The 23,695-nt window shown below is 68.6% G+C and carries 20 protein-coding genes; 9 read left to right on the top strand and 11 right to left on the bottom strand.

From position 1 onward, the window contains the following. The first annotated feature begins 280 nt into the window (after window positions 1-280). The 4 genes from IE302_RS19095 (at window position 281) to IE302_RS19080 (ending at window position 3,219) form a co-directional block, all read left to right on the top strand. Window positions 281-781, top strand: a complete 501-nt coding sequence (locus IE302_RS19095; RefSeq protein WP_191256290.1) for a hypothetical protein — start codon at window positions 281-283, stop codon at window positions 779-781. A 72-nt stretch (window positions 782-853) separates the two neighbouring features. Then, window positions 854-1,627: a YcnI family copper-binding membrane protein gene (locus IE302_RS19090; protein ID WP_191255864.1), complete on the top strand. Its 774-nt coding sequence runs from the start codon at window positions 854-856 to the stop codon at window positions 1,625-1,627. Beyond that, window positions 1,628-2,191 (top strand): copper resistance CopC family protein, encoded by a 564-nt coding sequence (locus tag IE302_RS19085; RefSeq protein WP_191255863.1) that lies wholly within the window; start codon window positions 1,628-1,630, stop codon window positions 2,189-2,191. Continuing rightward, window positions 2,188-3,219 (top strand): CopD family protein, encoded by a 1,032-nt coding sequence (locus IE302_RS19080; protein WP_191255862.1) that lies wholly within the window; start codon window positions 2,188-2,190, stop codon window positions 3,217-3,219. Before IE302_RS19085 ends, IE302_RS19080 begins: the two co-directional genes overlap by 4 nt. Here IE302_RS19080 and IE302_RS19075 read toward each other — a convergent pair. Continuing rightward, entirely contained in the window at window positions 3,216-3,812 is a 597-nt protein-coding gene (locus tag IE302_RS19075; protein ID WP_191255861.1) for a dihydrofolate reductase family protein, read from the bottom strand. The genes IE302_RS19080 and IE302_RS19075 overlap by 4 nt on opposite strands. A 198-nt stretch (window positions 3,813-4,010) precedes the next feature. Here IE302_RS19075 and IE302_RS19070 point away from each other — a divergent pair, with 198 nt between their 5' ends. Further along, window positions 4,011-6,101: an ATP-binding protein gene (locus tag IE302_RS19070; RefSeq protein WP_229907844.1), complete on the top strand. Its 2,091-nt coding sequence runs from the start codon at window positions 4,011-4,013 to the stop codon at window positions 6,099-6,101. A 212-nt stretch (window positions 6,102-6,313) separates the two neighbouring features. On the opposite strand, the gene IE302_RS19065 is transcribed toward IE302_RS19070, so the two are convergent. Then, window positions 6,314-7,252 carry a phosphotransferase family protein gene (locus IE302_RS19065; RefSeq protein ID WP_268246762.1) on the bottom strand — a complete coding sequence of 313 codons (939 nt, stop codon included), beginning with the start codon at window positions 7,250-7,252 and terminating at the stop codon, window positions 6,314-6,316. Beyond that, window positions 7,212-8,630 carry a helix-turn-helix transcriptional regulator gene (locus IE302_RS19060; protein ID WP_191255860.1) on the bottom strand — a complete coding sequence of 473 codons (1,419 nt, stop codon included), beginning with the start codon at window positions 8,628-8,630 and terminating at the stop codon, window positions 7,212-7,214. Before IE302_RS19060 ends, IE302_RS19065 begins: the two co-directional genes overlap by 41 nt. A 318-nt stretch (window positions 8,631-8,948) precedes the next feature. Here IE302_RS19060 and IE302_RS19055 point away from each other — a divergent pair, with 318 nt between their 5' ends. Together IE302_RS19055 and IE302_RS19050 are read left to right on the top strand one after the other, a co-directional pair. Beyond that, entirely contained in the window at window positions 8,949-9,323 is a 375-nt protein-coding gene (locus IE302_RS19055) for a hypothetical protein (RefSeq protein ID WP_191255859.1), read from the top strand. Window positions 9,324-9,336: 13 nt separating this feature from the next. After that, on the top strand, window positions 9,337-9,750 hold the full coding sequence (locus IE302_RS19050) for a hypothetical protein (RefSeq protein ID WP_191255858.1): 414 nt from the start codon (window positions 9,337-9,339) through the stop codon (window positions 9,748-9,750). A 312-nt stretch (window positions 9,751-10,062) separates the two neighbouring features. Here the strand turns inward: IE302_RS19050 and IE302_RS19045 are convergent, their stop codons facing one another. Further along, window positions 10,063-11,319 carry an MFS transporter gene (locus IE302_RS19045; RefSeq protein ID WP_191255857.1) on the bottom strand — a complete coding sequence of 419 codons (1,257 nt, stop codon included), beginning with the start codon at window positions 11,317-11,319 and terminating at the stop codon, window positions 10,063-10,065. Beyond that, a complete protein-coding gene (locus tag IE302_RS19040) occupies window positions 11,312-12,634 on the bottom strand; it encodes a GH1 family beta-glucosidase (RefSeq protein WP_191255856.1) in 1,323 nt (440 codons plus the stop codon). The genes IE302_RS19045 and IE302_RS19040 overlap by 8 nt, the downstream gene beginning before the upstream one ends. A gap of 126 nt (window positions 12,635-12,760) precedes the next feature. Between IE302_RS19040 and IE302_RS19035 the strand changes: the two genes are divergently transcribed. Next, window positions 12,761-13,405 carry a TetR/AcrR family transcriptional regulator gene (locus IE302_RS19035; RefSeq protein ID WP_191255855.1) on the top strand — a complete coding sequence of 215 codons (645 nt, stop codon included), beginning with the start codon at window positions 12,761-12,763 and terminating at the stop codon, window positions 13,403-13,405. 402 nt (window positions 13,406-13,807) lie between these two features. Here the strand turns inward: IE302_RS19035 and IE302_RS19030 are convergent, their stop codons facing one another. Further along, the gene (locus tag IE302_RS19030; RefSeq protein ID WP_191255854.1) at window positions 13,808-14,992 is read right to left on the bottom strand and encodes an amino acid deaminase/aldolase; all 1,185 of its coding nucleotides are present in this window, start codon (window positions 14,990-14,992) and stop codon (window positions 13,808-13,810) included. A gap of 101 nt (window positions 14,993-15,093) precedes the next feature. Between IE302_RS19030 and IE302_RS19025 the strand changes: the two genes are divergently transcribed. Then, a complete protein-coding gene (locus tag IE302_RS19025) occupies window positions 15,094-16,398 on the top strand; it encodes a D-arabinono-1,4-lactone oxidase (protein ID WP_191255853.1) in 1,305 nt (434 codons plus the stop codon). Between the two features lie 11 nt (window positions 16,399-16,409). Here IE302_RS19025 and IE302_RS19020 read toward each other — a convergent pair whose 3' ends face one another. From IE302_RS19020 to IE302_RS19000, 5 genes are all read right to left on the bottom strand, one after another. Beyond that, entirely contained in the window at window positions 16,410-17,357 is a 948-nt protein-coding gene (locus IE302_RS19020) for a ribose-phosphate diphosphokinase (protein ID WP_191255852.1), read from the bottom strand. 61 nt (window positions 17,358-17,418) lie between these two features. After that, window positions 17,419-18,069 (bottom strand): NAD(P)H-binding protein, encoded by a 651-nt coding sequence (locus tag IE302_RS19015; protein ID WP_191255851.1) that lies wholly within the window; start codon window positions 18,067-18,069, stop codon window positions 17,419-17,421. Between the two features lie 19 nt (window positions 18,070-18,088). Further along, the gene (locus IE302_RS19010) at window positions 18,089-18,739 is read right to left on the bottom strand and encodes a hypothetical protein (protein WP_191255850.1); all 651 of its coding nucleotides are present in this window, start codon (window positions 18,737-18,739) and stop codon (window positions 18,089-18,091) included. 351 nt (window positions 18,740-19,090) lie between these two features. Further along, on the bottom strand, window positions 19,091-21,361 hold the full coding sequence (locus IE302_RS19005) for a serine/threonine-protein kinase (protein WP_191255849.1): 2,271 nt from the start codon (window positions 21,359-21,361) through the stop codon (window positions 19,091-19,093). Further along, window positions 21,352-23,592: a serine/threonine-protein kinase gene (locus tag IE302_RS19000; protein WP_191255848.1), complete on the bottom strand. Its 2,241-nt coding sequence runs from the start codon at window positions 23,590-23,592 to the stop codon at window positions 21,352-21,354. Before IE302_RS19000 ends, IE302_RS19005 begins: the two co-directional genes overlap by 10 nt. Between the last annotated feature and the right edge of the window lie 103 nt (window positions 23,593-23,695).

The following is a 23,695-nucleotide window of genomic DNA, read 5'->3' as shown; positions in this document are numbered from 1 at the left end:
TCCCGCCGCCTCTGGGTGAGACTCCTCACCCATTCGGAGTAGCTGTATCGGGAGCCTGACTACCCAGAACGCTCGCGGTCAAACCCCTGTTTACCGCCTTGTGTCCCGCAAACGTTCCCCATTCGGCCCAATCGGGCAACCGCACGCGCCGCCTCGACGGTGTCTTTTTCACTGCTCAACAGCCGGGAGGACATCGACCGCCCCGCCGGACGTCGAATACTCTTCACCCGTGAGTAAGGACAACCATCACCGAAGCGCGCTACGCGCCGTACGTGGTGGCTTGCTCGGCGTCAGTTCCGCGGCGCTCGCCGTGACCGCTCACGTGATCGGGGACGGCGAAGTACCCGATACGGCGATGACGTTGTTGCTCACCGTGCTCATCGGCTGGAACGCGGCCGCGCTCGCGGCGAAGGCGCGCGGCCCGATGGCCACGATCGTCGACCTCGGCGCCGGGCAGGTCGTGATGCACCTCGTGCTCAGTTCGCTGAGCAGTCACGAGCTCATACACGACGAACCCGCGCCGCTCTCGGGCGGGCTCGCGATGACCGCCGCGCACGTCGTCGCGACGCTGGTCACCGCGTTGCTGCTGGCCAAGGCCGACGGACTGCTGCTCGGCGTCCTCGCCTGCCTGCGCGCGCTGGTCCCGTTCATCCTCGGCGCCCTCCCGGTACCCGCCGCGACGGCGTCCCCGGTGCTCGCCCGTCCGGCGGGCCCCGGCCACCTCGTCCGCGTGGACCTCCGCCGGGTCCACGGCAGGCGTGGTCCGCCGCTGTTCTCCTGAACCCCAGTTCCATCCCCCGTAAATCCGGCGAGGTCCCCGAACCCGCCGATTCGTTCATGTTCAGGAGTTTCCGTGTCCAAGCACGTCTTCAAGCGCGCCGGTTTCCTCGCCGCCGCGATCGGCGCCGCCGGTCTGCTCTCGGCCGGGGTCGCCTCGGCCCACGTCACCGCCAACGTCTACGGCCCTCAGCCCACCAAGGGTGGCTACGGGTCGATCTTCTTCCGCGTCCCGAACGAGGAGAAGGACGCCGGCACCGTCAAGGTCGAGATCACCCTCAAGCCCGAGTACGCCCTCAGCTCGGTCCGCACCAAGCCGATCCCCGGCTGGAAGGCCGAGGTCGTCAAGACCAAGCTGCCCGCCCCGGTGACCACCGCGTCCGGCACGCAGATCACCGAGGCCGTCACCAAGGTCTCCTGGACCGCGGAGCCCGGCACCAAGATCGCCGCCGGTTCGACCGAGTTCCAGGAGTTCCAGATCAGCGCGGGCCAGTTCCCGACCAACGTCGACGCGATCGAGTTCCCGGCCACGCAGACCTACGAGAACAACAAGGTCGTCGAGTGGAACCAGCCGACCCCGGCCTCCGGTGAGGAACCGGAGCACCCCGCGCCGAGCGTGAAGCTCGCCGAGAAGACCGGTGACGGGCACGGCGGCGGCCACGGTTCCGACGCGAAGGCCACCGAGGAATCCCACGCCGCTTCTTCGTCGTCCGACAACACCGCCCGCTGGCTCGGCGGCGCCGGTCTCGTCGTCGGCGCGCTGGGCCTCGGCGTCGGCGCCGGTGCCACCCTGCGCGCCCGCCGCGCCACCGCTTCCGCCAAGAACGGCAACACCGAGGGAACCGAGTAAATGCGTAAAGCGATCGTCGCGCTGGCGATCACCGGGGTGGCGTGGCTCGCCACCGCCACCCCGGCGCTGGCGCACAACGTCCTGATCTCCTCGGACCCGGCGAAGGGCGCTTCGCTCGCCGCCGGGCCCGCGAAGGTCACGCTCACGTTCGACCAGTACGTCCAGAACGCGAACGTCAACCAGATCGCGGTCGTCGGACCGGGCGGCGGCCAGTGGGCCGAAGGCCAGGTCGAGGTCCGTGACAGCGCGGTGAGCGTGGCGCTGCGGCCGCTCGGCCCGGCGGGCGAGTACAAGATCGGCTACCGGATCCTCTCCGCGGACGGGCACGCCGTGACCGGTGAGGTGCCGTTCACCCTCACCGCCGCGGGCACCGGGACCCCGGCGAGCGCCGACGCCGCGCGCGGCACCGGCGGCCAGGCCGAGACCACCCCGGCGACCGGCGGCGAAGGCTCGTCCGGGGTGCCGATCTGGGTGTGGATCGCGGGCGCCGTCGTGCTGCTCGCCGTCGGACTGACCGTCGCGCTGCGCACCGGCGCGGGTGACAAGGAGAAGAGCGGGTCATGACACAGGCCGAGACCACCTCGCGCGCCCGCGTCGCCGTGCTGTTCTGCGTGGTGACGGCGGGCATCGTCGGCGCCCTGATCGGCGTCGCGCTGACGGCCACCGCCCCGGTCCCCGGGGTCGCGCAGGTCAGCGAGGCGGTCTCGGTCTCCATCCCGCTCGTGCGGGTCCTGCTGGACATTTCGGCGGTCGCCACGATCGGGCTGGCGCTGCTTTCGGTGCTGGTCGGCTACGACCGGCCGAAGCTGTCCGAGCCGATCATGCGGCTCGCGCGGCCCGCGAGCGTCGCGGCCGCGCTGATCTGGGCGACCACCGCGCTCGTCGCACTGATCCTGCAGACCGCCGAGTACCGGCCTGGTTCCAGCACGCTGTCGATGTCGGACGTCGGGAGTTACATCGCCGACGTCGGTGCCGGGAAGGCGCTGCTGATCGTCGCGGTGCTGGCCCTGCTGCACGCGGGACTCGGCATCCTCGCGCTGAAGCACGGCGAGAAGGTGCCCGCCGAGGTCCGCGTCGGCCTCGGCCTGTTCGCGCTGCTGCCGCTGCCGGTCACCGGGCACGCGTCGAACTGGAACTACCACGACTACACGATGATCTCGATGGAACTGCACGTGATGAGCGCCGTCGCCTGGACCGGCGGGCTCGGCGCGATGGCGGTGCTGCTCGTCGGGAACCGGACGCTGCTGGCGCACGCGCTGCCGCGGTTCTCCAAACTGGCGACGCTGTGCCTGATCCTCGGCGCGGCGACCGGCCTGTTCAACGGGCTGATCGAGATCTCGCTCAACCCGTCGCTCGGCTTCTGGGAAGGCGTCTTCACCACGCCGTACGGGCAGCTGGTGCTGCTCAAACTGTTGTGCACCGGGGTGATCGCGACCCTCGGCGCCTACACGCGGTGGAAGCTGATGCCGCGGATCGTCCGGCACGACCGCACGGCGCTGGCGGCCTGGGCGACGCTGGAACTGACCGTGATGGGGCTCGCGTTCGGCTTCGCCGTCGTCCTCACCCGAGCCCCGGTCGTCCCGACGACCTAGCTCTCGACGGCCGGGGCCTCGACGGCCGGGTTCTCGACGACATAGCGCAGGATCACCACGCCGTTCTCGAACGCGGCGGCCTCGACCGGCTTCAGGTCCCGCCGATCGTCGAAAAGGCGCGTCCCCTTGCCGAGCGCCACGGGGCTGACCATCAGCCGGAACTCGTCGACGAGACCGGCGTCCAGCAGCGACCGCATGAGCTTCAGGCTCCCCCACAGCCAGAGGTTCTTGCCGTCCCGCTCCTTGAGTTCCCGGATCGTGGCGGCCGGGTCACGCGTCACGGTCGCGGCGGGAAAATCGCCCCAGGGAGCGTCGTCGAGCTTCGACGAGGCGACGAACTTGGCGAGGCCGTTGACCTTCTCGCCGTACTCGCCCTGCTCTTCGGCGTAGGGCCAGTAGTCCTTGGCCATGGCGTAGGTGTTCGCGCCGAGGATCATCGTGTCGACCGAATCGACGAGCCCCATCACGCTCGCCTTGAACGCGGGCTCGGTCTTCTCGGAGAAGGGCTCCCCCGGCACGAAACCGAGCCCGCCGTCCTCTTCCGCGACGATGCCGTCGACGGTGACCCACTGCTGAACGATGAGCTTGCGCATGACTTGTCCTCCAGGCTCGTGCGGCCACGTCGGCCGCGATCACCCCGGGGACGACGCCGTCACGCCGGTCTCGACATCACCGCCGAAACTTTCCGGCAGCTGTGACACGCCTTGCTCCATCCGGCCGCATTTGGCCGGTTTCACTGTCCTGTCCGGACCTTCACCGGGATGCTCTACGCGATCGCTGGGGTTAACCCGATGAGGGGATGGAAAATGGGCGGCCCGTTGCCGGGTGACAGCGAAATCAGCACGCCACAGGTACCGCGCCAGCGATCGGCGGTCCGGCTCACCAGGCAGGTGAGTTCGGGACCCCGGCAGCTTCCGCCTGCGCCCGCGCATTTCACCAACCGCGCGGCCGAACTCGCCCGGCTCGAAGAGCTGCTGGCCCAGGACGACACCGACGGGCCGTCGGTGCACCTGATCAGCGGTCAGGGCGGGATCGGGAAGACGGCGCTGGCCACCGCGTGGGGCCGTCACCTCGGTGACCGGTTCCCCGACGGGCAGCTGTGGGCGGACCTCGGCGGGTTCAGCACCAACGGCCCGCTGTCGGTGAGCGAAGCGCTCGGCCGGTTCCTCCGGGCGCTGGGCGTCCCGCCGGAGGGGCTGCCCGCGGACGTCGAGGAGCTCACCGCCCTGTACCGCACGACGACCGCCGGGCGGCCGCTGCTCGTGCTGCTCGACAACGCGGCGTCGACCGATCAAGTGCTTCCGCTGCTGCCCGCCGACGGGACGAGCCTCGTCATCGTGACGTCGAGGCGTCGCCTGGGCAGGCTCCAGACCGAGCATCGCGCGAAGCTGATCGAGCTGTCCCCCTTCGGTTCCGCGCACAGCGCCGAACTGCTGGGACGCGCTGTCGGGGCCGAGCGGGTCGGCGCCGAAGCCGACCAGGCGCGGGCCATCGCCGAGTTGTGCGGCGGCCTCCCGATCGCCCTCACGACGGTCAGCGCCAAGCTGGCGGGGCGCCCGAAAATGTCGCTGGAGAAGATCGCCACCGAGCTGGGGAAGGAATATCGTCGACTGGCCACGCTCTCGACGAAAGAGGCGCAATCGGTGGAAGCCAGCTTCAACCTGTCCTACGACGAACTCCCCTCGGACGCGGCCGCGCTGTACGCGGCCCTCGGGCTCCACCCCGGTCCCGACTTCGGCGTCGGCGTGGCGGCCGCGTCGATCGCCGTCCGCCCCGAGGTCGCCGACGACCTGCTGGACCAGCTCGTCGACGTCGGGTTGCTGATCGACCGCGGCGACGACCGGTACACCTTCCACGACCTCGCGCGGCTGCACGCCAAGGAGAAGACGGCGGGCAACGAGTACGACCGCGACATCGCGCTGCGCCGCATGCTCGAGTGGTACCTGTTCACCGCCTCCGCGACCACGAACCTGACCGTCCCCGATCAGGATCCGATCCCGTACCGCTACGAGTACCGGCCGCCGTCGCCGGTCTCGTTCGGCTCGTCCGACGAGGAACTCGCCTGGCTCGAACTGGAGCGCGAGAACCTCATCGCCGCCATCGAAGCCGCCGAAACGTGGCAGCTGCCCGAGCTCGGCTGGCAGCTCGCCGCCGCGATGTGGCCGCTGTTCCTGCTGCGCAAGCACTACCCGGACTTCCTGCGGGTGAGCCAGGCCGGCATGCGCTGCGCGCGCACCTGGGGCAACGCGTCGGCGGAGGCGCTGATGCACAACCGCAGTGGCGCCGCCTGCCGCGGCACCGGCCGCTACGACGAAGCCGTCGGGCACTACACGGCGGGCCGAGAAGCCGCGCGGACGGCGGGAAACGGCGTCGTCGAGATCCGGTCGGTGGAAGGACTCGGCCTGGTCGCCCTCCAGCAGGGCAGGCTCGACGACGCGATCGAGCGGTTCACCGAGGACCATCTGCTCAGCGAGCGGCTGGAGCGACGGCACGACATCGGGTTGGCGCTGATCAACCTCGGCGCCACCCGCGTCCGCGCCGGACAGGCCGAGGCCGCGATCGCCGACCTCACCCGCGCCCGCGACGTCCTCGAAGGCGACGACTACAACGTGGCCCGCGCCCGGATCGAACTCGGCCGCGCCCTCGCCGTCACCGGGGATTTCGCGGCCGCGAAGGCCGAGCTCGAACCCGCCCGCGCCACCATGGAGGCGCGCGGGTCGAGGTTCGAGGTGGCCAGGACGCTGGCCGCGTTCGGCGAGATCGCCGAGGCCGAGGGCGATCAGGACGAAGCGCGGGGTCTCTACGACCAGGCTCTGCCGATTTTCGTCGGCCTCGGCCGTCCGGAGGCTGACGCTCTGCGTACGCGTTTGGAACAGCTGTGACCCGGCAGTACCGATCGATGCGCAGCTACCAGGTGAACTAAGCGCGCTAAATAACGGAGCGTAGCTGCAAGTTGCACATTTGGGGGAGCATTGGGCCAGGAGAAGTGATTAGCCCGGGCGAATTCGTCACCGTTTGATCGGCGAATTCGGGCAAGCGACGAGCGGTCATTCTTCATCGGCGAATGCACGTGCAGATGCGTTTCCCGGGTGACTCACCGATACCGGTTCCAGCGCGCGCCGGTACGCCCGTTCCGCAGATCGTCCAACCGTTTTCGCAGCTCATCGCGCACGCTGGGATGACTCCGGAGAATCGGGAGAACACTCGTGGTGAGCTTCAGTTCACGGATCGCGCGCAGTACCGGGAAGCCGGACCAGGTGGTCACGTCGAATCCGTACCGCTCGGCGAACACGCGATAGCGGGCAGGCGGATCACCGAACCGTTCATGGCCGACGGCGAGCGGCGTGAGATCCCATTCCGGCGGCCCGACACAGGACGAATCGAAATCACACAGCACCGGCCCGGCCGGTCCGGCGATCACATTCCCGGTGTGCGCGTCGCCGTGGACGAGGCCCCGCGGCAGGGGGAAGTCGAGCGTCGCGAGCGCGGCTTCGACCTCGGCGCAGCGGTCGAGCAGGAACCGCCGGTCACCGGCGGACAGCTCCTCCGCGTCCGAGACCCGGGCCCGGACCGCGGCGAACGGCGCCCATTCCGCCAGTCCTTCGGGGGGTTCGAGCGCGTGGACCCGGCGCAGCAACGCGGCGAGGTCGGCCGACCTCGGCTTCCGGCCGCTCGGCGGCACCTTCCACCAGACCGTCACGAGATGCTCGCCGACCGGCAACGGCTGGTCGACGCCGGGGAGCAGGCGGATGGCGGGCACGTCGTGCCGTTCGAAATGCCGCGCGACCCGGACGACCGTGCCGACGCGGTGCCGCAGCAGGGTGGAGCCGACGATCCGGACGACGAACGGCGCGCTCGCCAGCTCGTAGACGGCGTTGTTGGTGAACCTCAGCAGCCTCGCGCCTTCAGGGGCCACGCCCAGCAGTTCGCAGGTCCGCCCCAGGGCGTCGCGCAGCTTGCCGGGCGTGAACCGGCCGTCCCGCCCGGTCGGCTCAGGCGGCGTAGAAGGAGTTGAGGCGGTCGGCGAGGTCACGGGCGTCGGCGTTGTTCCGGCGGCGTTCCGCCTCGACCTGCAGCGGCCGCATCCGGTCCTTCACCCGCTCCGACTTGATGCCCTCGGCGCAGTCGACGGCCTTCGACCCCACCTTGGCGCCATGATCGAGATCGCCTTCGAGCAGGTGGTTCGTGGCCAGCGCGCTGAGCATGAACGTCTTGCTGCGGGCCATGTCGTCGTCGTAGGACTCGACGGCTTTGGTCAGCGCCGGGATCGCGTACTTGGTGTGCTCGGCGTTCTTCGCGGCGAGCACGGTGTGCACGGTGCCGATCATGGCGTAGACGTCGGTCTCGGTGAAGAACTTGACCCACGACTCGGCCTCGGCGAGGTTGGCGCGGGCGAACTCGTCCTTGCTCCGGCCGAGCAGCTTCACGGCCTGTTCCTCGTTGCCCATCATCGCGTAGGCCCACGCCTCGTTGGCGCAGAGCACGGCGACCGCCAGTTCGGAGCCCGATTCCTGGGCGGCGATCTGGCCGAGCTGGAACAGTTTCAGCGCGTCGTTCGGGGCGTCCTGGTGCAGGTAGACGCGGCCCATCCGGTAGAGGACGTTGGCCACCAGCGGGTGGTTGTCGCCCTGTTTGGCCAGGTCCAGCGCGTTGGCGAAGTGCCCGCGCGCGGAATCCATCAGGCCGGTGTCGAAGGACGTCCAGCCCGCCAGGCTGTGCAGGTCGGCCAGGGCGACGAACAGCCGGTTCTTGACCATTTCGGTGCCGTTGGACTCGAGCATCTGCTGTCCCCAGGACAGCTGCGCGACCACGGCGTCGCGGCAGAAACCGCCGCCGTACTGGTAGTCGAGGGACCGGAGCGCTCTGGTCGCGGCTTCCACCTGGCGGACGTCGGTCATGCCGATCCGCCCGGGGGCCGGCGTCTTCGCCGGCCCGGCCGACCACGTCCCCGATTCCGGACCGAACACCGCCGCACCCATCGTGACCTGGGCGGCGTGCGCGAGGAACCTCCGTCGCTTCACGGACTCGTCCTCCTCCGCCTGCTGGCCGTCGGCAGCGCCGACGACCTTTATCGCTGTCGCCTCGTCATAGGCGAGACCCATGTATCCCCGTGGGACACCCAGGCCGTCAGCGATGCGGGTGAGCACGTCGTACGCCATCACCTGGCGACCTTTGAGGATCTCGGACACCTCGGACTGCGACTGGCCGGTCATCGCGGCGATCTGACGCTGCGAAACACCGTGCTTGCGCAACAGCCGGTACACGGAGGAGATCTCCCGTGTCGCCAGTGCCGCCCGCATCTCCGCCTGTTCCCAGGCATCCGGCGGCACGGGGTGACTCTGGCGGCCCGAAGTGTTCGCGGAGTTCGCGTCCGAGCCGGCGACAGCGCCGCCACCGATACTGGCGTCCATTGCGCCCCCTCACAGTTCCGTTGGGGTCGAGAAACAGCGTAGGCACACCTATTCAACCGTGCGAAACACCGGATCGCCCGTCGTGATCGGCCCGGCAGAAGTCGTTTGACCGCTTACCGTGAAACCGCGTCCGGTCACCGCTATGACGGCGGTTCGACCTTCTATCGCACTCGGTTTCACATCACTGTAGTTGTCAGATCTCCGTGACCGACCAGCCACCGGCAGCGATCACAGAGAGCTACCAAGTCTCCGAACCCCCTACAGGTGCGGATACGCGGATACGAAGACGACGTGGAACGAGAGAGCGGAGAAGAGCCAGTGGAGTTCGTGGACTCGATCGCAACAGGCTCCATCCCCGCGGGACGGCCCGGTATGGCCACACGCCACCTGCGTGCGGCCGGCCCCGCCGGTCAGCAGGCGGTCGGCCTCGCCCCCGGCGCCAACCGCCCGGTCTCTCCGTCCGCCCCGGTCGACCCCCGTACCGCGAGCGTGCGCCGTTATGAAGGCGGACAACTGGTCTGGCGGGTGCAGTGCGGCGATCTCATCAGCCGCGAACGCGCCGTCACCGTGTTCGTCGAAGACAACCAGGTGGTTCTCGTCTCGCCGCCAGGAGAGACCGCGCGCCTGACGTCCGGCCAGCTCGGACAGCTCAGGGCAGCGCTCAACGAAGCCGCCAAGATGGCGGAAAGGTAACGGTGAGTTCTCCGTGGATCAGGTCCTAGGGCAAGTCCTCCGCAACGCGGTTTGGGAACGCCTCGACATGCTCTCCGATCTCGCGACCCGGGCCGACGCGCAGTCGCTCGTGTCGGTCGCCCGCTCGGAGCTCCCCCGGCTGACCGAAGGCTGGCGCGCGATGCTCCAGGCGCACGAGCCCGACGAGCGCGGGGACTGCCCCACCTGCTCGACCCGCTGGCACAAGTGCAAGGCCCCCTGCTCGGTATGGCAGGTCGCGCACGAGCACCTGGTCGCCGGTGGCCTCGCCCCCCAGCAGACCGCGGCCACCCAGGACCACCGGCGCGAAGCCCGCCGCCGTGTCCCGGGGCAGACCCGCGGCGTGAGCCCGGCCGAGACCACCGGCAGGCACGCACTGGTCAACCCGCGTCGTCCCATCACAGCTTGAAAAGCCGGCGAGTGACCGGCGGTCCGAGCGCCCCCTCGGCAACCACGCCACGATCTCGCCTTCGCCGGCAGCGGTTCGCGCGTACCCCCGAACGCGACGAGCCGCTCTCGGTAATCATCCCGGTCCCCACCGCGATTAATCGAAAATTGTCGGCAGAACACCTAGCGGACGCAGTAATCGGTCGCTAGATTCATGATCACAAACGCAGCGCGATATCCGCCCCCGAGGACCGCGCTGTCATCCCCCGAACCCCGCGGGCCGGTGCCGTTGCACTCCCCTCCCCCGACCGGCACCGGTCCGCGGTCTCCAAGCTCACCTGACCGTTTTCACCCGCGTGACCAGCACCGCGGCGATGACGGTGGACAGCGCCGAAGCCGCGAAGAGGCTTGGATACCCGCCCAGGTAGGCCAGGATCGGCGCGGTCAGCATCGGTGCCACCACCTGTGGCAGCGAATTCGCGATGTTGATGACCCCGAGGTCCTTCGCCCGGTCCTGCGCGGCGGGCAGCACCTGCGTGAGCATCGCCAGCGCGACGGCCATGTACGCGCCGAAACCGACTCCCAGCAGCGGTGACGCCGCGAGCGCGGCCGTCCAGTTCTGCCAGACGACCAGCAGCAGCGCGGCGACGGCCATCACCGCCGACGCGACGAGGACGTAGGGCTTGCGCCGTCCGGACTTGTCGGAGAAGTGCCCGGCGATGAGCGCGCCGACGATGAGGGCGGCGCCGTAGAGCCCCATCATGATCAGCAGGCCGGTGTCCGGATCTTCGTAGTGCACCGCGTCCTTCAGGAAGAACAGCAGGTAGAGCGTCCCGAAGGCGTTGCCGAGCCCGATCATGAAGTGGCAGCCCCACGCCCAGGCGAAGTCCGGATGCTGCCGCGGCGAAATCCACAGGTTCCTCAGCACGTCCCGGGTCCGGGCGGAAGGCCGGTACGCGACCGGCAGCCGCGCGTCCGGTGTGCGCAGGACGAACGCCGCCGCGCCCGCCAGCACGATGGCGGCGCACACCGCGTACCCCAGCGGGAGACCGGCGAGGTCGAGCATCACCACGACCACCACCGCGCCGAGCACGGTCCCGAGCATCTGGGCGATGCCGACCAGTCCGCCGACCTGGGCGCGCTGCGGCACGGGCACGCGGTCCGCGATCGCCGAGACGAGCATGGCGAGCATTCCGTTCAGGCCCGCCTGGACCAGGCACCAGCCGAGCACCATGACCGCGACGTTCGGCGCGAAGGCGAGGACGAGCAGTCCGGCCGCAGCGACCGCCGCACCGGCGGCCGTCCACGGGTGGCGACGGCCGCGGGCGTGGCAGGTGCGGTCCGAGAGCAGGCCGACGACCGGGTTGGCGATCAGCGCGACGACCGCGCCGACCCCGGTGACGAGACTGAACACGGCCTCTTTGTTGGCCGCGTCGAGGATTTCGGCCTGCTTCGGCAGGAGGACCTGGATGGGCGCGTAGACCCCGAGCCAGAGCGCGATGTTCGCGAAGAACAGCAGGCTCATCCAGCCCGCGCGGACCCGGGCGACCGGTTCGGCGAGCGCCTCGGGCAGCTCCCTGACCTCACTCATGGCGGATCAGTTTCCGGTACCAGCCGAAGGAATCCTTCGGTGTCCGCTGCTGCGTCTCGTAGTCGATGTGCACCAGGCCGAAGCGCGGCTGGTAACCCTTCGACCATTCGAAGTTGTCCATCAGGGACCAGACGAAGTACCCGCGGACGTCGACGCCGGCGTCCATCGCTTCGCGCACCGCGACGAGGTGGCTGTCGAGGAAGTCGATGCGCTCCGGATCGTGGACTTGCCCGTCCTCGGCGACGACGTCGTCGAAACTGCAGCCGTTTTCGGTGATGTAGACGGGTGGAAGGTGCTCGCGGTAGCGCTCGTGGAAGCCGACGAGGAGATCGCGAAGTCCGTGCGGGACGATCGGCGAAGCGTTGGTGGTCATCGGATATCCCTCGATCGCGCGAAGCTCGAAGGGAAGCGGATTGCCCTCACCGGGCGCGGCGACGCCCTGCGGCTCGTAGTAATTCACCCCGTAGAAGTCGAGCGGCTGCGCGATGGTGGGCAGATCGTCGGCGAAACCCGCCGGGAGATGTTCGACGACTTGTTCGGGATAACGGCCGAGGAGCACCGGATCCGCGTAAGTGCGATTGATGAGGGCGTCGATCCATTCGCCCGCGGCCTTGTCTTCCGGAGAATCGGAGGCGGGCCAGATCGGCGAATGATTGTTGGCCGTGCCGACGGAACGGGCGCCTGCCGCGCGGAGGGCTTGGACGGCGAGACCGTGCGCGAGATTCTGGTAGTGCGCGGTGGGCAGGGCGTCGAGCAGGAGGGTCTTGCCGGGGGCGTACTCGCCGATCGCGTATCCGTAGATCGACATGACCATGGGCTCGTTGAGCGGGATCCACATTTTCACCCGATCGGAGAAACGCTCGCCCAGGATGGCGGCGTACTCCGCGAACCGTTCGGCGGTATCACGGGAGAGCCAGCCACCTTTGTCTTCGAGCGCCTGTGGGAGGTCCCAGTGGAAGAGCGTCCCCGTCGGCGCGATGCCGGCGGCGCAGACCTCGTCGATCACTTCGTCATAGAAGGCAAGGCCTTCCGCGTTCGGCTTGCCTTCGCCGTCGGGCTGGATCCTGGGCCAGGCGAAGGACAGGCGGTACGCTCCGACGCCCAGGTCCGCCATCAGGGCGATGTCCTCGCGGAAGCGGTGGAAGTGATCGGCCGCCACCCTGGCATGCTCGGCCCGCGCGATCTTTCCCTCCGTTTCGGTGAAAGTGTCCCAAATGGACTGTCCCCGGCCGCCTTCCCCGGTCGCCCCCTCGATCTGGAAGGCGGAGGTCGAAACACCCCACAGGAAATCGGACGGGAAGGTCGGATTCTCCACCGGCTACGCACCTTTCCTCTTCAGACTCGGCCGAACATGAAAAGTTCTCAGATACTATGCCTTCACTCGACCGTGGGGAACCCCGTCGGCACGATAAAGTCGCAGATCAGCGAAGGAGGAGCCCGAGTGTCCGACATCCAGGCCGCGAGACCGCAAGCGGAGACGACTCCGCTCCGGCGGCAGCCCGTCCAGCAACGTAGTGCCAAGCGGGTGGAGCAGATGCTCGACGCCAGCGCCCAGTTGATCGACGAACTCGGTTACGAGGCCTTGACGACCACACTGATCGCGAAGCGCGCCGGGGTGGCCGTCGGGTCGCTGTACCAGTTCTTCCCCGACAAGCGGGCCGTCGTGCAGGCGCTGACGCAGCGCAATCTCGAACGGTTCGTCGCTTCGGTGTCGGAGACGCTGAACGAGCTCGCGCCCGAACACTGGTGGGACGTCGTGGACTCGATCCTCGACATCTATCTGGCGATGCACCGCGAGGTGCCCGGATTCTCGAAGGTCCACTTCGGTGACGTCGTGGACCGGCAGCTCCTGGACGAGACCCGCGACAACAACGCCGTCATCGTCGACGCGCTCACCGACATCCTTGCGGCGCGGATCCCGTCGGAACTGGACGACATCCGGTTCGCTTTGACGATCGCGAACGAGACGGCGGACGCGCTGCTGAAGCTGGCTTTCCGCCGGGACCCGCGAGGGGACGAGCGGATCGTGGCGGAGGCGAAGTCGGTCGTGAAGGGCTACCTGGCGAGCAAGTTCGGCGAAGCCTGAGATTTCGTCCGGTGTTGCCAATGTGGCATTGGGGGCGCTCAACGTCCCCAATGCCACATTGGGGGCATGCTTCGCCCGACACCAAGACAGGTCACCGGCTGCCCCTCAGGATGCCGGACATCCCGAAGGCGACCCTCGCGTCACCGGTGGATCCCCTCTGCTCCATTCGTGTCCACCAATGCCCGGTTCCCAAGCCTCATCAGTCACACAGTCCCCACCAACCACGTCTTCACTTACTCTGACCTGGCCTTATCCAGTTATCCACATAAGCTGTCCACACCCACCCACAGTTGTGGACAACCTCGCCCCTCCCACCTCGGTTCCCCCTTCCCCGACACCCCCTCCCGATACGCTGATGCGGGGCGCGCCCCCCAGGGATGGGTGGGGGGTGGGGTCGGGCGGTCAGCCGAAGTTTTGGGACTCGCCTCGGTAGGTGGGGACGGTCCGGTCGACGCGGTCACCGATGACGACGTGGTAGTGCGTGAAGCGTTCGGCGAGTTCCCCCGCTTTCGCGTGGCGCAGCCAGACGCGGTCGCCGAGCCGCAGGTGGCGGGCCGCCTCGCCGGACACGGGGGTCTGGACCTCGCCGGCGCCTTCGAAGCCGAGCAGCGAGAGACCTTCGGGCAGGTAGGGCGTCGGCTGCCGCGAAGACTCCGTTGGGCCTGAAGCGATGTAGCCGCCCGAGAAGAGCGTCGCGACCTTCGGCGCCGGACGACGGACGACGGGGAGTGCGAACATCGCGGCCGGGCGCGGCGAGAAGTGCGCGTAACCGTCGAAGAGGGTCGGCCCGATCAGACCGGAGCCCGCCGCGATCTCGGTGACCGCCGCTTCGGCACCGGTCGATTCCACGCTGCCGCTGCCGCCGCCGTTGACGAACTCCAGCTCCGCCAGCGCCCGCACCGCTTTCACCGCGGCCGCCCGCCGCTTCGCGATTTCCACAATGGACTTCCGCTGCATCCAGCCGATGGCGGAATTCTTGACGCCACCGCCCGCCGCGTCGCCGAGCCCGGCGATCTGACCTTCGTACGCCATCATCCCGACGAGCCGGAAACCCTTGCGGGACAAGATGGTCCGCGCCAGATCCGCGGCCTGTCGCGGGCTGAACACCGGCGAGCGCCTGGTGCCGATGTGCACTCCGGGCAGCGGCCGCCACGAAGCGTCGAGCTCCAGGCAGACACGGATTTCGGGATGGCCTTGTCCCAGCGCGGCATCGACGAGATCCAGGTGTTCGGGCGAATCGACCATGATCGAGATCGCCGCCCGCGCCCGGTCGTTCGCCGCCAGCCGCCGCAACGCGCCGTGATCGGCGGTCGGGTACGCCACCACGATGTCGTCGGACGTCCCCTGCTCGACATGCCAGACGGCTTCGGCGAGCGAGTAACACATGAGGCCTTCGAAGCCGGGCCGCGCGAGCACCCTCGTCAGCAGATACCGGCAGCGGACGGACTTGCTGACCACGCGGATCGGCTTGCCACCTGCCCGCCTCAGCAGGTCGGCGCCGTTCGCGTCGAACGCATCCAAGTCGACAACCGCGAACGGAGGATCCAGGTCCTTCGTCGCCAAGTCGTACACCGTCGCACTGGTCACCCGAACTAAGGTACGACAGAAGGGCTTGAAACGCGAATACTATTCACTTACTGTTTCGGCACTCGAGCATCTCAAGAGCGGACTTCACGAACGGTGGGCTCATGACTCGGTGGACCAACTGGGCCGGAACCGCGGCGGCCTCACCCCTGCGCGTGCACCGGCCGCGCGGCACGGAGGAGATCGCCGAGGCGATCGGCAGGTCCGTCGCGGACGGCCGTCGCCTGCGCCCGCTGGGCAGCGGCCACTCGTTCACGGCGATCGCCGCGGCCGATTCGGACGCCATGGATCTGACCGGCTGGACCGGGATCGCGTCGGCCGACGTCGCGAAAGGCCTGGTCACGGTCCGCTCGGGTACCACGCTCAAGCAGCTCAACGCCGAACTCGACGCGCTCGGCCTGGCGATGACCAACCTCGGCGACATCGACGCGCAGACCGTCGCCGGCGCGATTTCGACCGGCACCCACGGCACCGGCGCCAAGCTCGGCGGGATCGCCACGCAGATCGCCGCGCTCGAACTCGTCCTCGCCGACGGCACCGTGGTCATCTGTTCGGCGGAAGAACGCCCCGAACTCTTCTCCGCCGCGAGGGTCGGACTCGGCGCGCTCGGCGTCATCAGCACGGTCACCCTGCGGTGTGAACCGTCGTTCCTGCTCTCCGCCCAGGAACGGCCGGAGCCCCTCGAACAGGTCCTCGAAGGCTTCGACCGGTTCGCCGACGAGAACGACCACTTCGAGTTCTACTGGTTCCCGTACGGCAAGAACGCCCTGGTCAAGCGCAACAACCGGCTCCCGGCGGGCAGCGAGCACAAACCGTTGAGCAAGGTGAAGGAATTCCTCGACTACGAGATCACGGAGAACGTCGCGTTCGGCGGTCTCTGCCGTCTCGGTCGCGCGGTGCCGAAACTCGTGCAGCCGCTCGGCAAGTTCGCCTCGAACATCCTCTCCGCCCGCGAATACAGCGACACCTCGCATCGCGTCTTCGTGACGCATCGCGGCGTGCGGTTCGTCGAGTCGGAGTTCGCGATCCCCCGTGAATCGCTGCACGACGTCTTCTCCGAACTCCGCGCGTTCGTCCCGAAGCTGGAGAACCCGGTCGCGTTCCCGGTCGAGGTGCGCGTCGCCGCCGCGGACGACATCTGGCTGTCGACGGCGAACGGCCGCGACTCCGCCTACATCGCGATCCACCAGTTCGTCGGCATGCCCTACCGCGAGTACTTCGCCGGATTCGCGTCGATCGTCGGCGAGGTCGGCGGCCGCCCGCATTGGGGCAAGATGCACGACCTCGACGCGGCGACCCTTCGCTCGCGGTACCCGCGGTTCGACGATTTCTCGCGGGTCCGCAAGGAGGTGGACCCGGCCGGGGTCTTCACGAACACTTACCTCGACCGGGTCCTCGGAACCGTTTAGGCGGGGCAGACCTAGGCGGGTTCGAACAGTGCGCTGACCGACTCTCCGTTGTGGATCCGCCGCATCGCCTCCGCCAGCGCGGGCGCGATCGACAGGACCCGCAGCTTCGGGCTCTGCTCCTCCGGCGGGATCGGCACCGTGTTGGTGCAGACGATCTCCAGCACGTCGTCCTGCTCGCCGATCCGCTTCAGCGCGCCGCTGGAGAACAACCCGTGCGTGCAGGCGACGCGGATCGAGCGCGCCTTCAGTTCCCGCAACTTCGAGAGCAGCTCGATCACCGTGCTGCCCTTGGCGATCTCGTCGTCGAGGACGATCACGTCGCGGCCGGTGATCTCACCGATCACCGAGCTGATCTCGACCCTGTCGTCGGCGAAGCGCTGTTTCGCGCCGGCGGCGACCTGAACCCCGAGCAGCCGGGCGAAATGCGCGGCTTCCTTGGCGTTGCCGAGATCCGGCGAGACCACGGTGGTCTCGGAGAGGTCGTACTGGCGGAAGTGCTTGGCCAGTTCCTGCAACGCGTGCAGATGATCGACCGGGACGCTGAAGAAACCGTGCACCTGCGGCGAATGCAGCGTCATCGCGAGGACACGGTCGGCGCCGGCGGTCGCCAGGAGGTCGGCGACGAGACGGCCGCCGATCGAGATCCGCGGCGCGTCCTTCTTGTCCGAGCGGGCGTACGAGTAGTGCGGCATGACGACGGTGATCCGTTTCGCCGACGCGCCCCGCGCGGCGTCCAGCATCAGCAGCAGTTCGACGAGATGTTCCTGCACCGGCCGCACCAACGGCTGGATCAGGAAGACGTCGCGCTCGCGGCAGTTCGCTTCCAGCTGGACTTCGAGACAGTCGTTGGCGAACCGCTGCACCTTCACGGGATGCAGCGGAACACCGAGATGGGTGCAGATCTCTTCGGCCAGCTCGGGGTGGGCGCTGCCGCTGAAGACCGCGATGTCCTCGCGCAAGGACTTTCTCCGTTCACTTCACTGACGGATTACGTCCACACACTAGCCAGGAACAGGGCTTTCACAGAGCGGAAACGGCCTGAGAGATAGCAGTATCACCCGAGATCGCTTCGAGGACGCGGCCCGCCGTCGACGGATCGTCCAGCAACACGACGAGGATCGCGGCGACGTCCTGACGGGGAATCGGTCCGCGTCCGGTGGATTCGGCGATCAGGATCTCGCCGGTGCCTTCGTCGTTCGTGAGCTGTCCCGGCCGCAGGATCGTCCATTCGAGATCGCGGGCGCGCAGATCGTCCTCGGCCGCTTTCTTGGCCTTGAGGTAGATCCGGAAATCTTCCGGGACGTCCGCGGTCTCCCATTTGTCGGCTCCCATGGACCCGACCTGGATGTGCCGCCGGACGCCTGCCTGTTCCGACGCGGCCGCGAAGAGTTCCGCGGCCGCCCTGTCCACAGTGTCCTTGCGGGCCGTGCCGCTGCCGGGACCGGCACCCGCGGCGAAGATGGCGGCGTCGGCGCCGTCGAGCACCTTGGCGACGGCGTCCACATCGGACTTTTCCAGATCGAGGACGACGGCTTCCGCGCCCGCGGCCTCGAGGTCGGCGACGTGATCGGGATTGCGCACGATCCCCACCGCCTGATCACCGCGTGAAGCGAGAAGTTTCTCCAGCTTCAGCGCGATCTGTCCGTGTCCACCCGCAATGACTACTCGCATGGACCTGACGTTAGCCGGTTCAGTCGACTTCGGCAGGAAGCTCGGTTTCGCGCAGCAGCTGGTCGTAGACGATCTCGTTGACCAGGCGCGAGACCGGGTCCTCGTCCAGGATCATGCGCTCGCTGTGGCCTTCGAGGTCGAGGTCGGCGACCGCGTTGGGGTCGGCGGTGACGATGCCGAGGCCGTAGGCACGGGCACGCGGCAGGCAGTTGCCGACGTAGTCCTCCGTCAATACGGCGGGCGATGGGAGCACCATCGCGGCCTCGCCGTAGCGTGCGAACGGAACCGCGGAGGCCATCGCGGTGCGCCAGTGCCGGGCGACCGCGAGGACGCCGATGATCTCGGCGGCCGGCGCGGGTGCGGTCGCGGCCAGCTCTGGCCATGTCCAGGTGTCGACGGTGGCGCGATCGACGACGGGACCCATGCCCATCGCGATGCGCTCCGCGTGCACGTCGGTGCGGAGCCGGGCGACCACGCAGATCTTGCGGCCGAGCACGGTGGTCTCCGGCAAGACGATGCCGTTCCAGCCGAGCAGGGCCGCCGCCTTGCGCGAAAGCTCCTCGACGCTCGCGGGCAGTTCGATCGGCGGCACCACCCGGCTCGGCAGTGACCGGCTGCGCTTCGCGCCACCGGCGACCGTCGAGCTCTCCATGTTCGGTGTAGCCGCCACGTTCCGCCTCCTTCGAACCTGGTTTCCCTAAGGCTCTTCATCCCGTGCCACCTCGGTGGAAGCGGCACATGACCTGTCTAACAGGGCGGGGAGGCGGCGGCGCCGGACAACGCGAGTGGCTGCGATCGGCGGCGCCTTGCGATCGGTGACCGGTCGGTAGGCGGTCATTCGACTTCAGTCCGACCGTGCCGCCAACCGAGTGAGAACGAGGTAAGTGGTGTTACCGGTTGTCTCCGAACGGTCACGAGCACGAACTGACCGACAGCGAACAGTGGCGCGGCAAGGGAAGCAAAACGTTAGGCCATTCGGCCCAGCGAATGGTCATTCCACTGTGGACCATCGCAGGTCAGGTCAGGAAACCGTCGCGGTACGGAGGAGATCTTCGACGCCCGGCGTCCGCCACTCGTCCATCACGACGACTTGCCTGTCCGCAAGGAACCAGATCCGCTGAGTCACTCGCGTCTCACCGCTTCCGCCCGTCTGTCCACGAGGAACACACTGGATCGTCCACTCTTCATACGTCGCCTTCGCCCCGCCCACCGTTTCAGTGGTGGAAGCCGTCCGCTCGGCGTCACCCTCTTGGCGGAGGTCCTTGCGCCCGGCGGCGTTGCAGGCCCGGCCGCCCGCGCTGCGCCGGTAGAAACCGCCCGGCCGGTACGGCGGTTGTTCGGCGGACTGCTGGGTGTTGTCCGTGATCAGGACGTATTTGCAGTTGAAGTACTTCTTGGGGTCCGGACAGCCAGGAGCGACGAGTACCTTCTCCAGTCCCTGCGAGACCACGGTCCAGTCCTTCGGCAGGTGCAGGGTCAGCGCGCCGGCCGAGACGTCGGTGAGTCCTTGCGCGGGCGGGGCGGACGGCGTTCCCTTGACCGTCGTCCCGCTGGTCACGCCGTCGACGAGGGCGGGGTTCAGCAGATCGGCCACCTTGTCGTAGGGCAGCGTGTGGTCCTGGACCCCGCAGGCGGTGGTGAAGCCGAGGTCGGTCATGTTGACGGTGATCTCGACGGCCGTCGGCGCGAAGGCGAGCCACACCTTCGGCTCGTCGGTGAGGTCCGCCGACCGCAGGGGCCGGTACGGGAAGGTGCTGGTGGGGACGCCGCACTGCTCCTTGTCGGGCCAGATCCGCTCGGTGAGTTTCCGCATGCCGTCGTCCGAAAGGACACCGGGGGCGAACAGCTCGGCAGGCGTGAGCGCCCTGCCTTCCTTCAGGTCGACGGTCACCGTGGCTCGGCCATAGCTCCAGGTCGGATGCGGTTTGTTCTCCAGGTCATGGGTGTAGCGCACCGAGAGGTACCGATCGTTCTGCGAGCGCACGTCGGCCTTCGTGAGGAGTTTGTACGGGCCGCGTTCCGGCTCCAATTGGGCGGCGCCGGGCCCGGTTTTGCCGTTCCAGGCGTCGATCGGCGCGGTCAGGGCGTCGTTGACCCGCTTCAGCCAGGCCTGATCCGGCGACCCGGTCACCTCCGGATAGTCCCCGCTGTAGGCGATGTTCGTGCCGGGCACTGTCCCGGTCCTGGTCTTCATGGCGACCTTGAGCGCGACGGCCTGCTGAGTGGTCGGCGGCGGCTGCGGTGGCGGGGTGCTCGCGTCGGAGAAGACAACCACTCCGCCGACCACGGCAGCCGTCGCGGCCACGACCCCGATGGCGATCTTCAGCCCGGCCGCGATCCCGCCGGTCGACGCGGCCACCGCGCCCGTTCCGGCGGCGGCGACCCCGGGTGCGGCCGCCGTACCGGCGCCGAGCAGGACCAACGGCGTCGCCGCGACGAGCACGCCCGTCGCCTTCGCCAGCCGGGACCAGCCCTTGCGCTCCCAGTCTTCGCCGTAGCCCGCGCGGGCGACGCGTTCGAGTTCGCCGACGAACGTGAGCGCGTCGACCGGCCGTTTGGACGGGTCCTTCGCCATCCCCGCCGCGACGATCTCGTGCACCGGCTGGGGAACTTCGCCGAACGGGATGGGCGCGTGTTCGTGCAGCGTGCGCAGCACCTCGGTCTGTTCCGCCTCGTACGGGCGATGACCGGCGACGCACTGGAAGAACACGCAGGTCGCGGCATAGACGTCGGTCGCGGGCGAGGCCACGCCACCGGCCCACTGCTCGGGCGCCATGTACGCGGGCGTGCCGACGGACGGTCCGCGTTCACCCGCCAGGACGGCCGTGCCGAAGTCGACCAGCTTGCTCTCGCCGGTGTCGGCGACCAGGACGTTGGCCGGTTTGTAGTCACGGTGGACGACATTGGCGGAGTGCGCCGCGGCCAGCCCGAGCAGCGAGCCTTTCAGGACGGCGAGCGCGGCTTCGGGTTCGAGAGCGCCTTGGGCCTGGAGCACCGCGCGTAGTGAGACGCCGTTGATCGCCTCCATCACGATCGCCGCGCCCTGCTGCGTCTCGAAGAACTCGTACAGCTTCACGACGTGCGGGCTCGCGACGCGGTGCAGTGCCAGCGCCTCCTGGCGGAACGCGGCGAGATAGGCGGGCTCGGCGGCGAAGCGGGAGAAGAGGTACTTGATCGCGACGACGTGGCCGGTGTTGTCCTGGCGCGCGAGCACCACGCGGCCGAAGGTGCCCGTGCCGAGCTGCTCCAGCTCGGTGAAACCGGGCAGTCTCCACTCGTCGGTCAGTTCCATCGTGCCTCTTCCAGGATCTTGTCGAGGCCTGGAGTGTTCCATTCGTCCACGATCACGAGCTGCGTTTTCGGCAGGAACCACACTCGCTGGGTGACCGTGCCGCCTCCGGAGCAGGTGAGCCGCCACTCCTCGTAAGCGGCTTTCTTCGTCGCGACCGGTCGCAGGTCCTTTTTCTGCAAGATGGGTGAACCCTGCGTCTCGCCCGGCGCCCCGACGGAATGACACGGACGCGGGCCGTTGGACCGGTTGTACGGCTTGCCCGGTTCGTACGGCGGGGTGGCCGCGTCGACGCGGGAGTTGTCGCTGAAGACGACGCCCGCGCAGTGGAACGGCTGCATTCCGCCGTTCGAACACTGGTCGGCGGTCACCAGGTAGCGCTCGATGGGCGCGCTGGAGAGCAGCCACCACTTCTCCGGCGTGGTGATGGTGAAGGCGCCGACGTTGTCCTCTTTGGTCCGTTTGCCCTGCGTGCCGCCTCCTGCGAGGCCGAGCAGGTTCAGCACCGAAGGGCTCAGCAAGTCGGTCAAGCGGGCGTATTCGGTGGTGACCTCGGTCGGGTCGCAGACGCGCGGATAGCCGAGCGCGGAGCCGTAGACGTAGAACCGCATGCCGTTGGCCGTGGGCGCCGCCTGCACGATGGAGTCGTAGTCGAAGGTGTACCGCTCCGACATCGCCGTCGCCGGGAGGTGCTCGGGCGAGCTCGGCTTGTCCGAGAAGCAGTCGCCCGGCCTCGCCGAGTCGAGGATCCGGCCTTCGAGTGTCCGCATCCGCGCGGCGGTGCCGTCGACGTTGTCGAAGAGGTGCGCGGTGGAGATCTGCTCGCCCTTCGTCAGGTCGATGACGATCGGGCGGACGCTGAACCCGCCGTGGTTGCCGAACTGGACGGAGTCGATCGAGCGCTTGTAGACGACAGAGACCAGCTTGTCGTCCTGGCGCAGGATCTCGGCCTCGGTCTTCATGTGCGGGATGTCGCCGTCGGGTTCGCGCTGCGGCTGGTAGCTGTCGGGCCAGAAGTTCTCCAGCCAGCCGTCGATCGGCGCCATCAGCGCCTTGTTGACCCGCTGTTCGGCGACCTTGTCCCTCAGCCCGCTGATCCGGACGTATTTGCCGTTGTAGTCGAAGCCGTCGAACTTCTCGGTGCGGGTGAGGAGGTCGACCTTCATCGCGGAGAGCGTCGTGGTCGGCGGTGGGTCGTCGCCGTTGGTGTTGATCACCACGACCGTGCCGACGGTGACCGCGGTGGCGGCGGCGAGCGCGGCGGTCACCTTGAGGCCGACCGCGATCCCGCCGCCGGTGGTCGCCGCGACCCCGCCCGCCGCGCCGCCCGCGACGACCGGCGCGGCGGCCGTCCCGGCTCCGAGCAGGGCCAGCGGGGACAGCGCGACCAGGACACCGGCGCCCTTGGCGAGCCAGTGCCAGCCGTTGCGCTCCCAGTCTTCGCCGTACGCCTTCCGGGCGGACGACTCCAGTTCGGCGACGAACTCGGCCGCGCCCGACGGCCGCTGGGCGACGTCCTTCGCCATCCCGCGCGCGATGAGGTCGCGGACCGGTTCGGGAACCTCGCCGAACGGGATCGGGGCGTATTCGTGCAGTGTGCGCAGCACTTCGGTCTGTTCGGCCTCGTACGGCTTGTGCCCGGCGACGCACTGGAAGAACACGCAGGTCGCGGCGTAGACGTCGGTCGCCGGGGTGGCGATCCCACCCGCCCACTGCTCGGGCGCCATGTACGCGGGCGTGCCCGCGGCGACGCCGGCCTGCCCGGCCAGGACGGCGATGCCGAAGTCGACGAGCTTGCTCTGCCCCTCGCGGGTGACCAGGACGTTGGCCGGTTTGTAGTCGCGGTGGACGGTGCCCGCGGCGTGCGCGCCGGCGAGGCCGAGCAGCGAGCCCTTGAGGATGGCCAGCGCGGCTTCGGGTTCGAGCTTCTCCTGGCGGCCGAGGATCTCTTTCAGGGAGATTCCGTGAACGGCTTCCATGATGATGGCCGCGCCCTGCGCGGTCTCCACGAACTGGTGCAGACGGGCGATGTGGGGCCCCGAAACGCGGCTCAGGACGTGGGCCTCGTGGCGGAATTCGGCCAGCCGCAGCGGGTCCGCGGCGAACCTCGCGTACAGGTATTTGATGGCCACGACCTGCGCGGATTCGTCATGTCGTGCCAGGACGACCCGCCCGAATCCACCTTCGCCCAGCGACCCCATCTCGGTGAAACCCGGCAAGGCCCAGTCGTCCACAGATTCCTCCGCGATTCCCGATCGTGTCCCCTTGGAGGTGAGCTGCGCCGCAGCGGTTCCCCGCCTTCCGGGTTTAGGGTTACCCGTCGGTCACTTAGCCCGT

Origin of the sequence: Amycolatopsis oliviviridis (genome assembly GCF_014654365.1) — a bacterium.
GTDB classification, from domain to species: domain Bacteria; phylum Actinomycetota; class Actinomycetes; order Mycobacteriales; family Pseudonocardiaceae; genus Amycolatopsis; species Amycolatopsis oliviviridis.
This window is presented reverse-complemented; position numbering and strand designations above follow the sequence as displayed.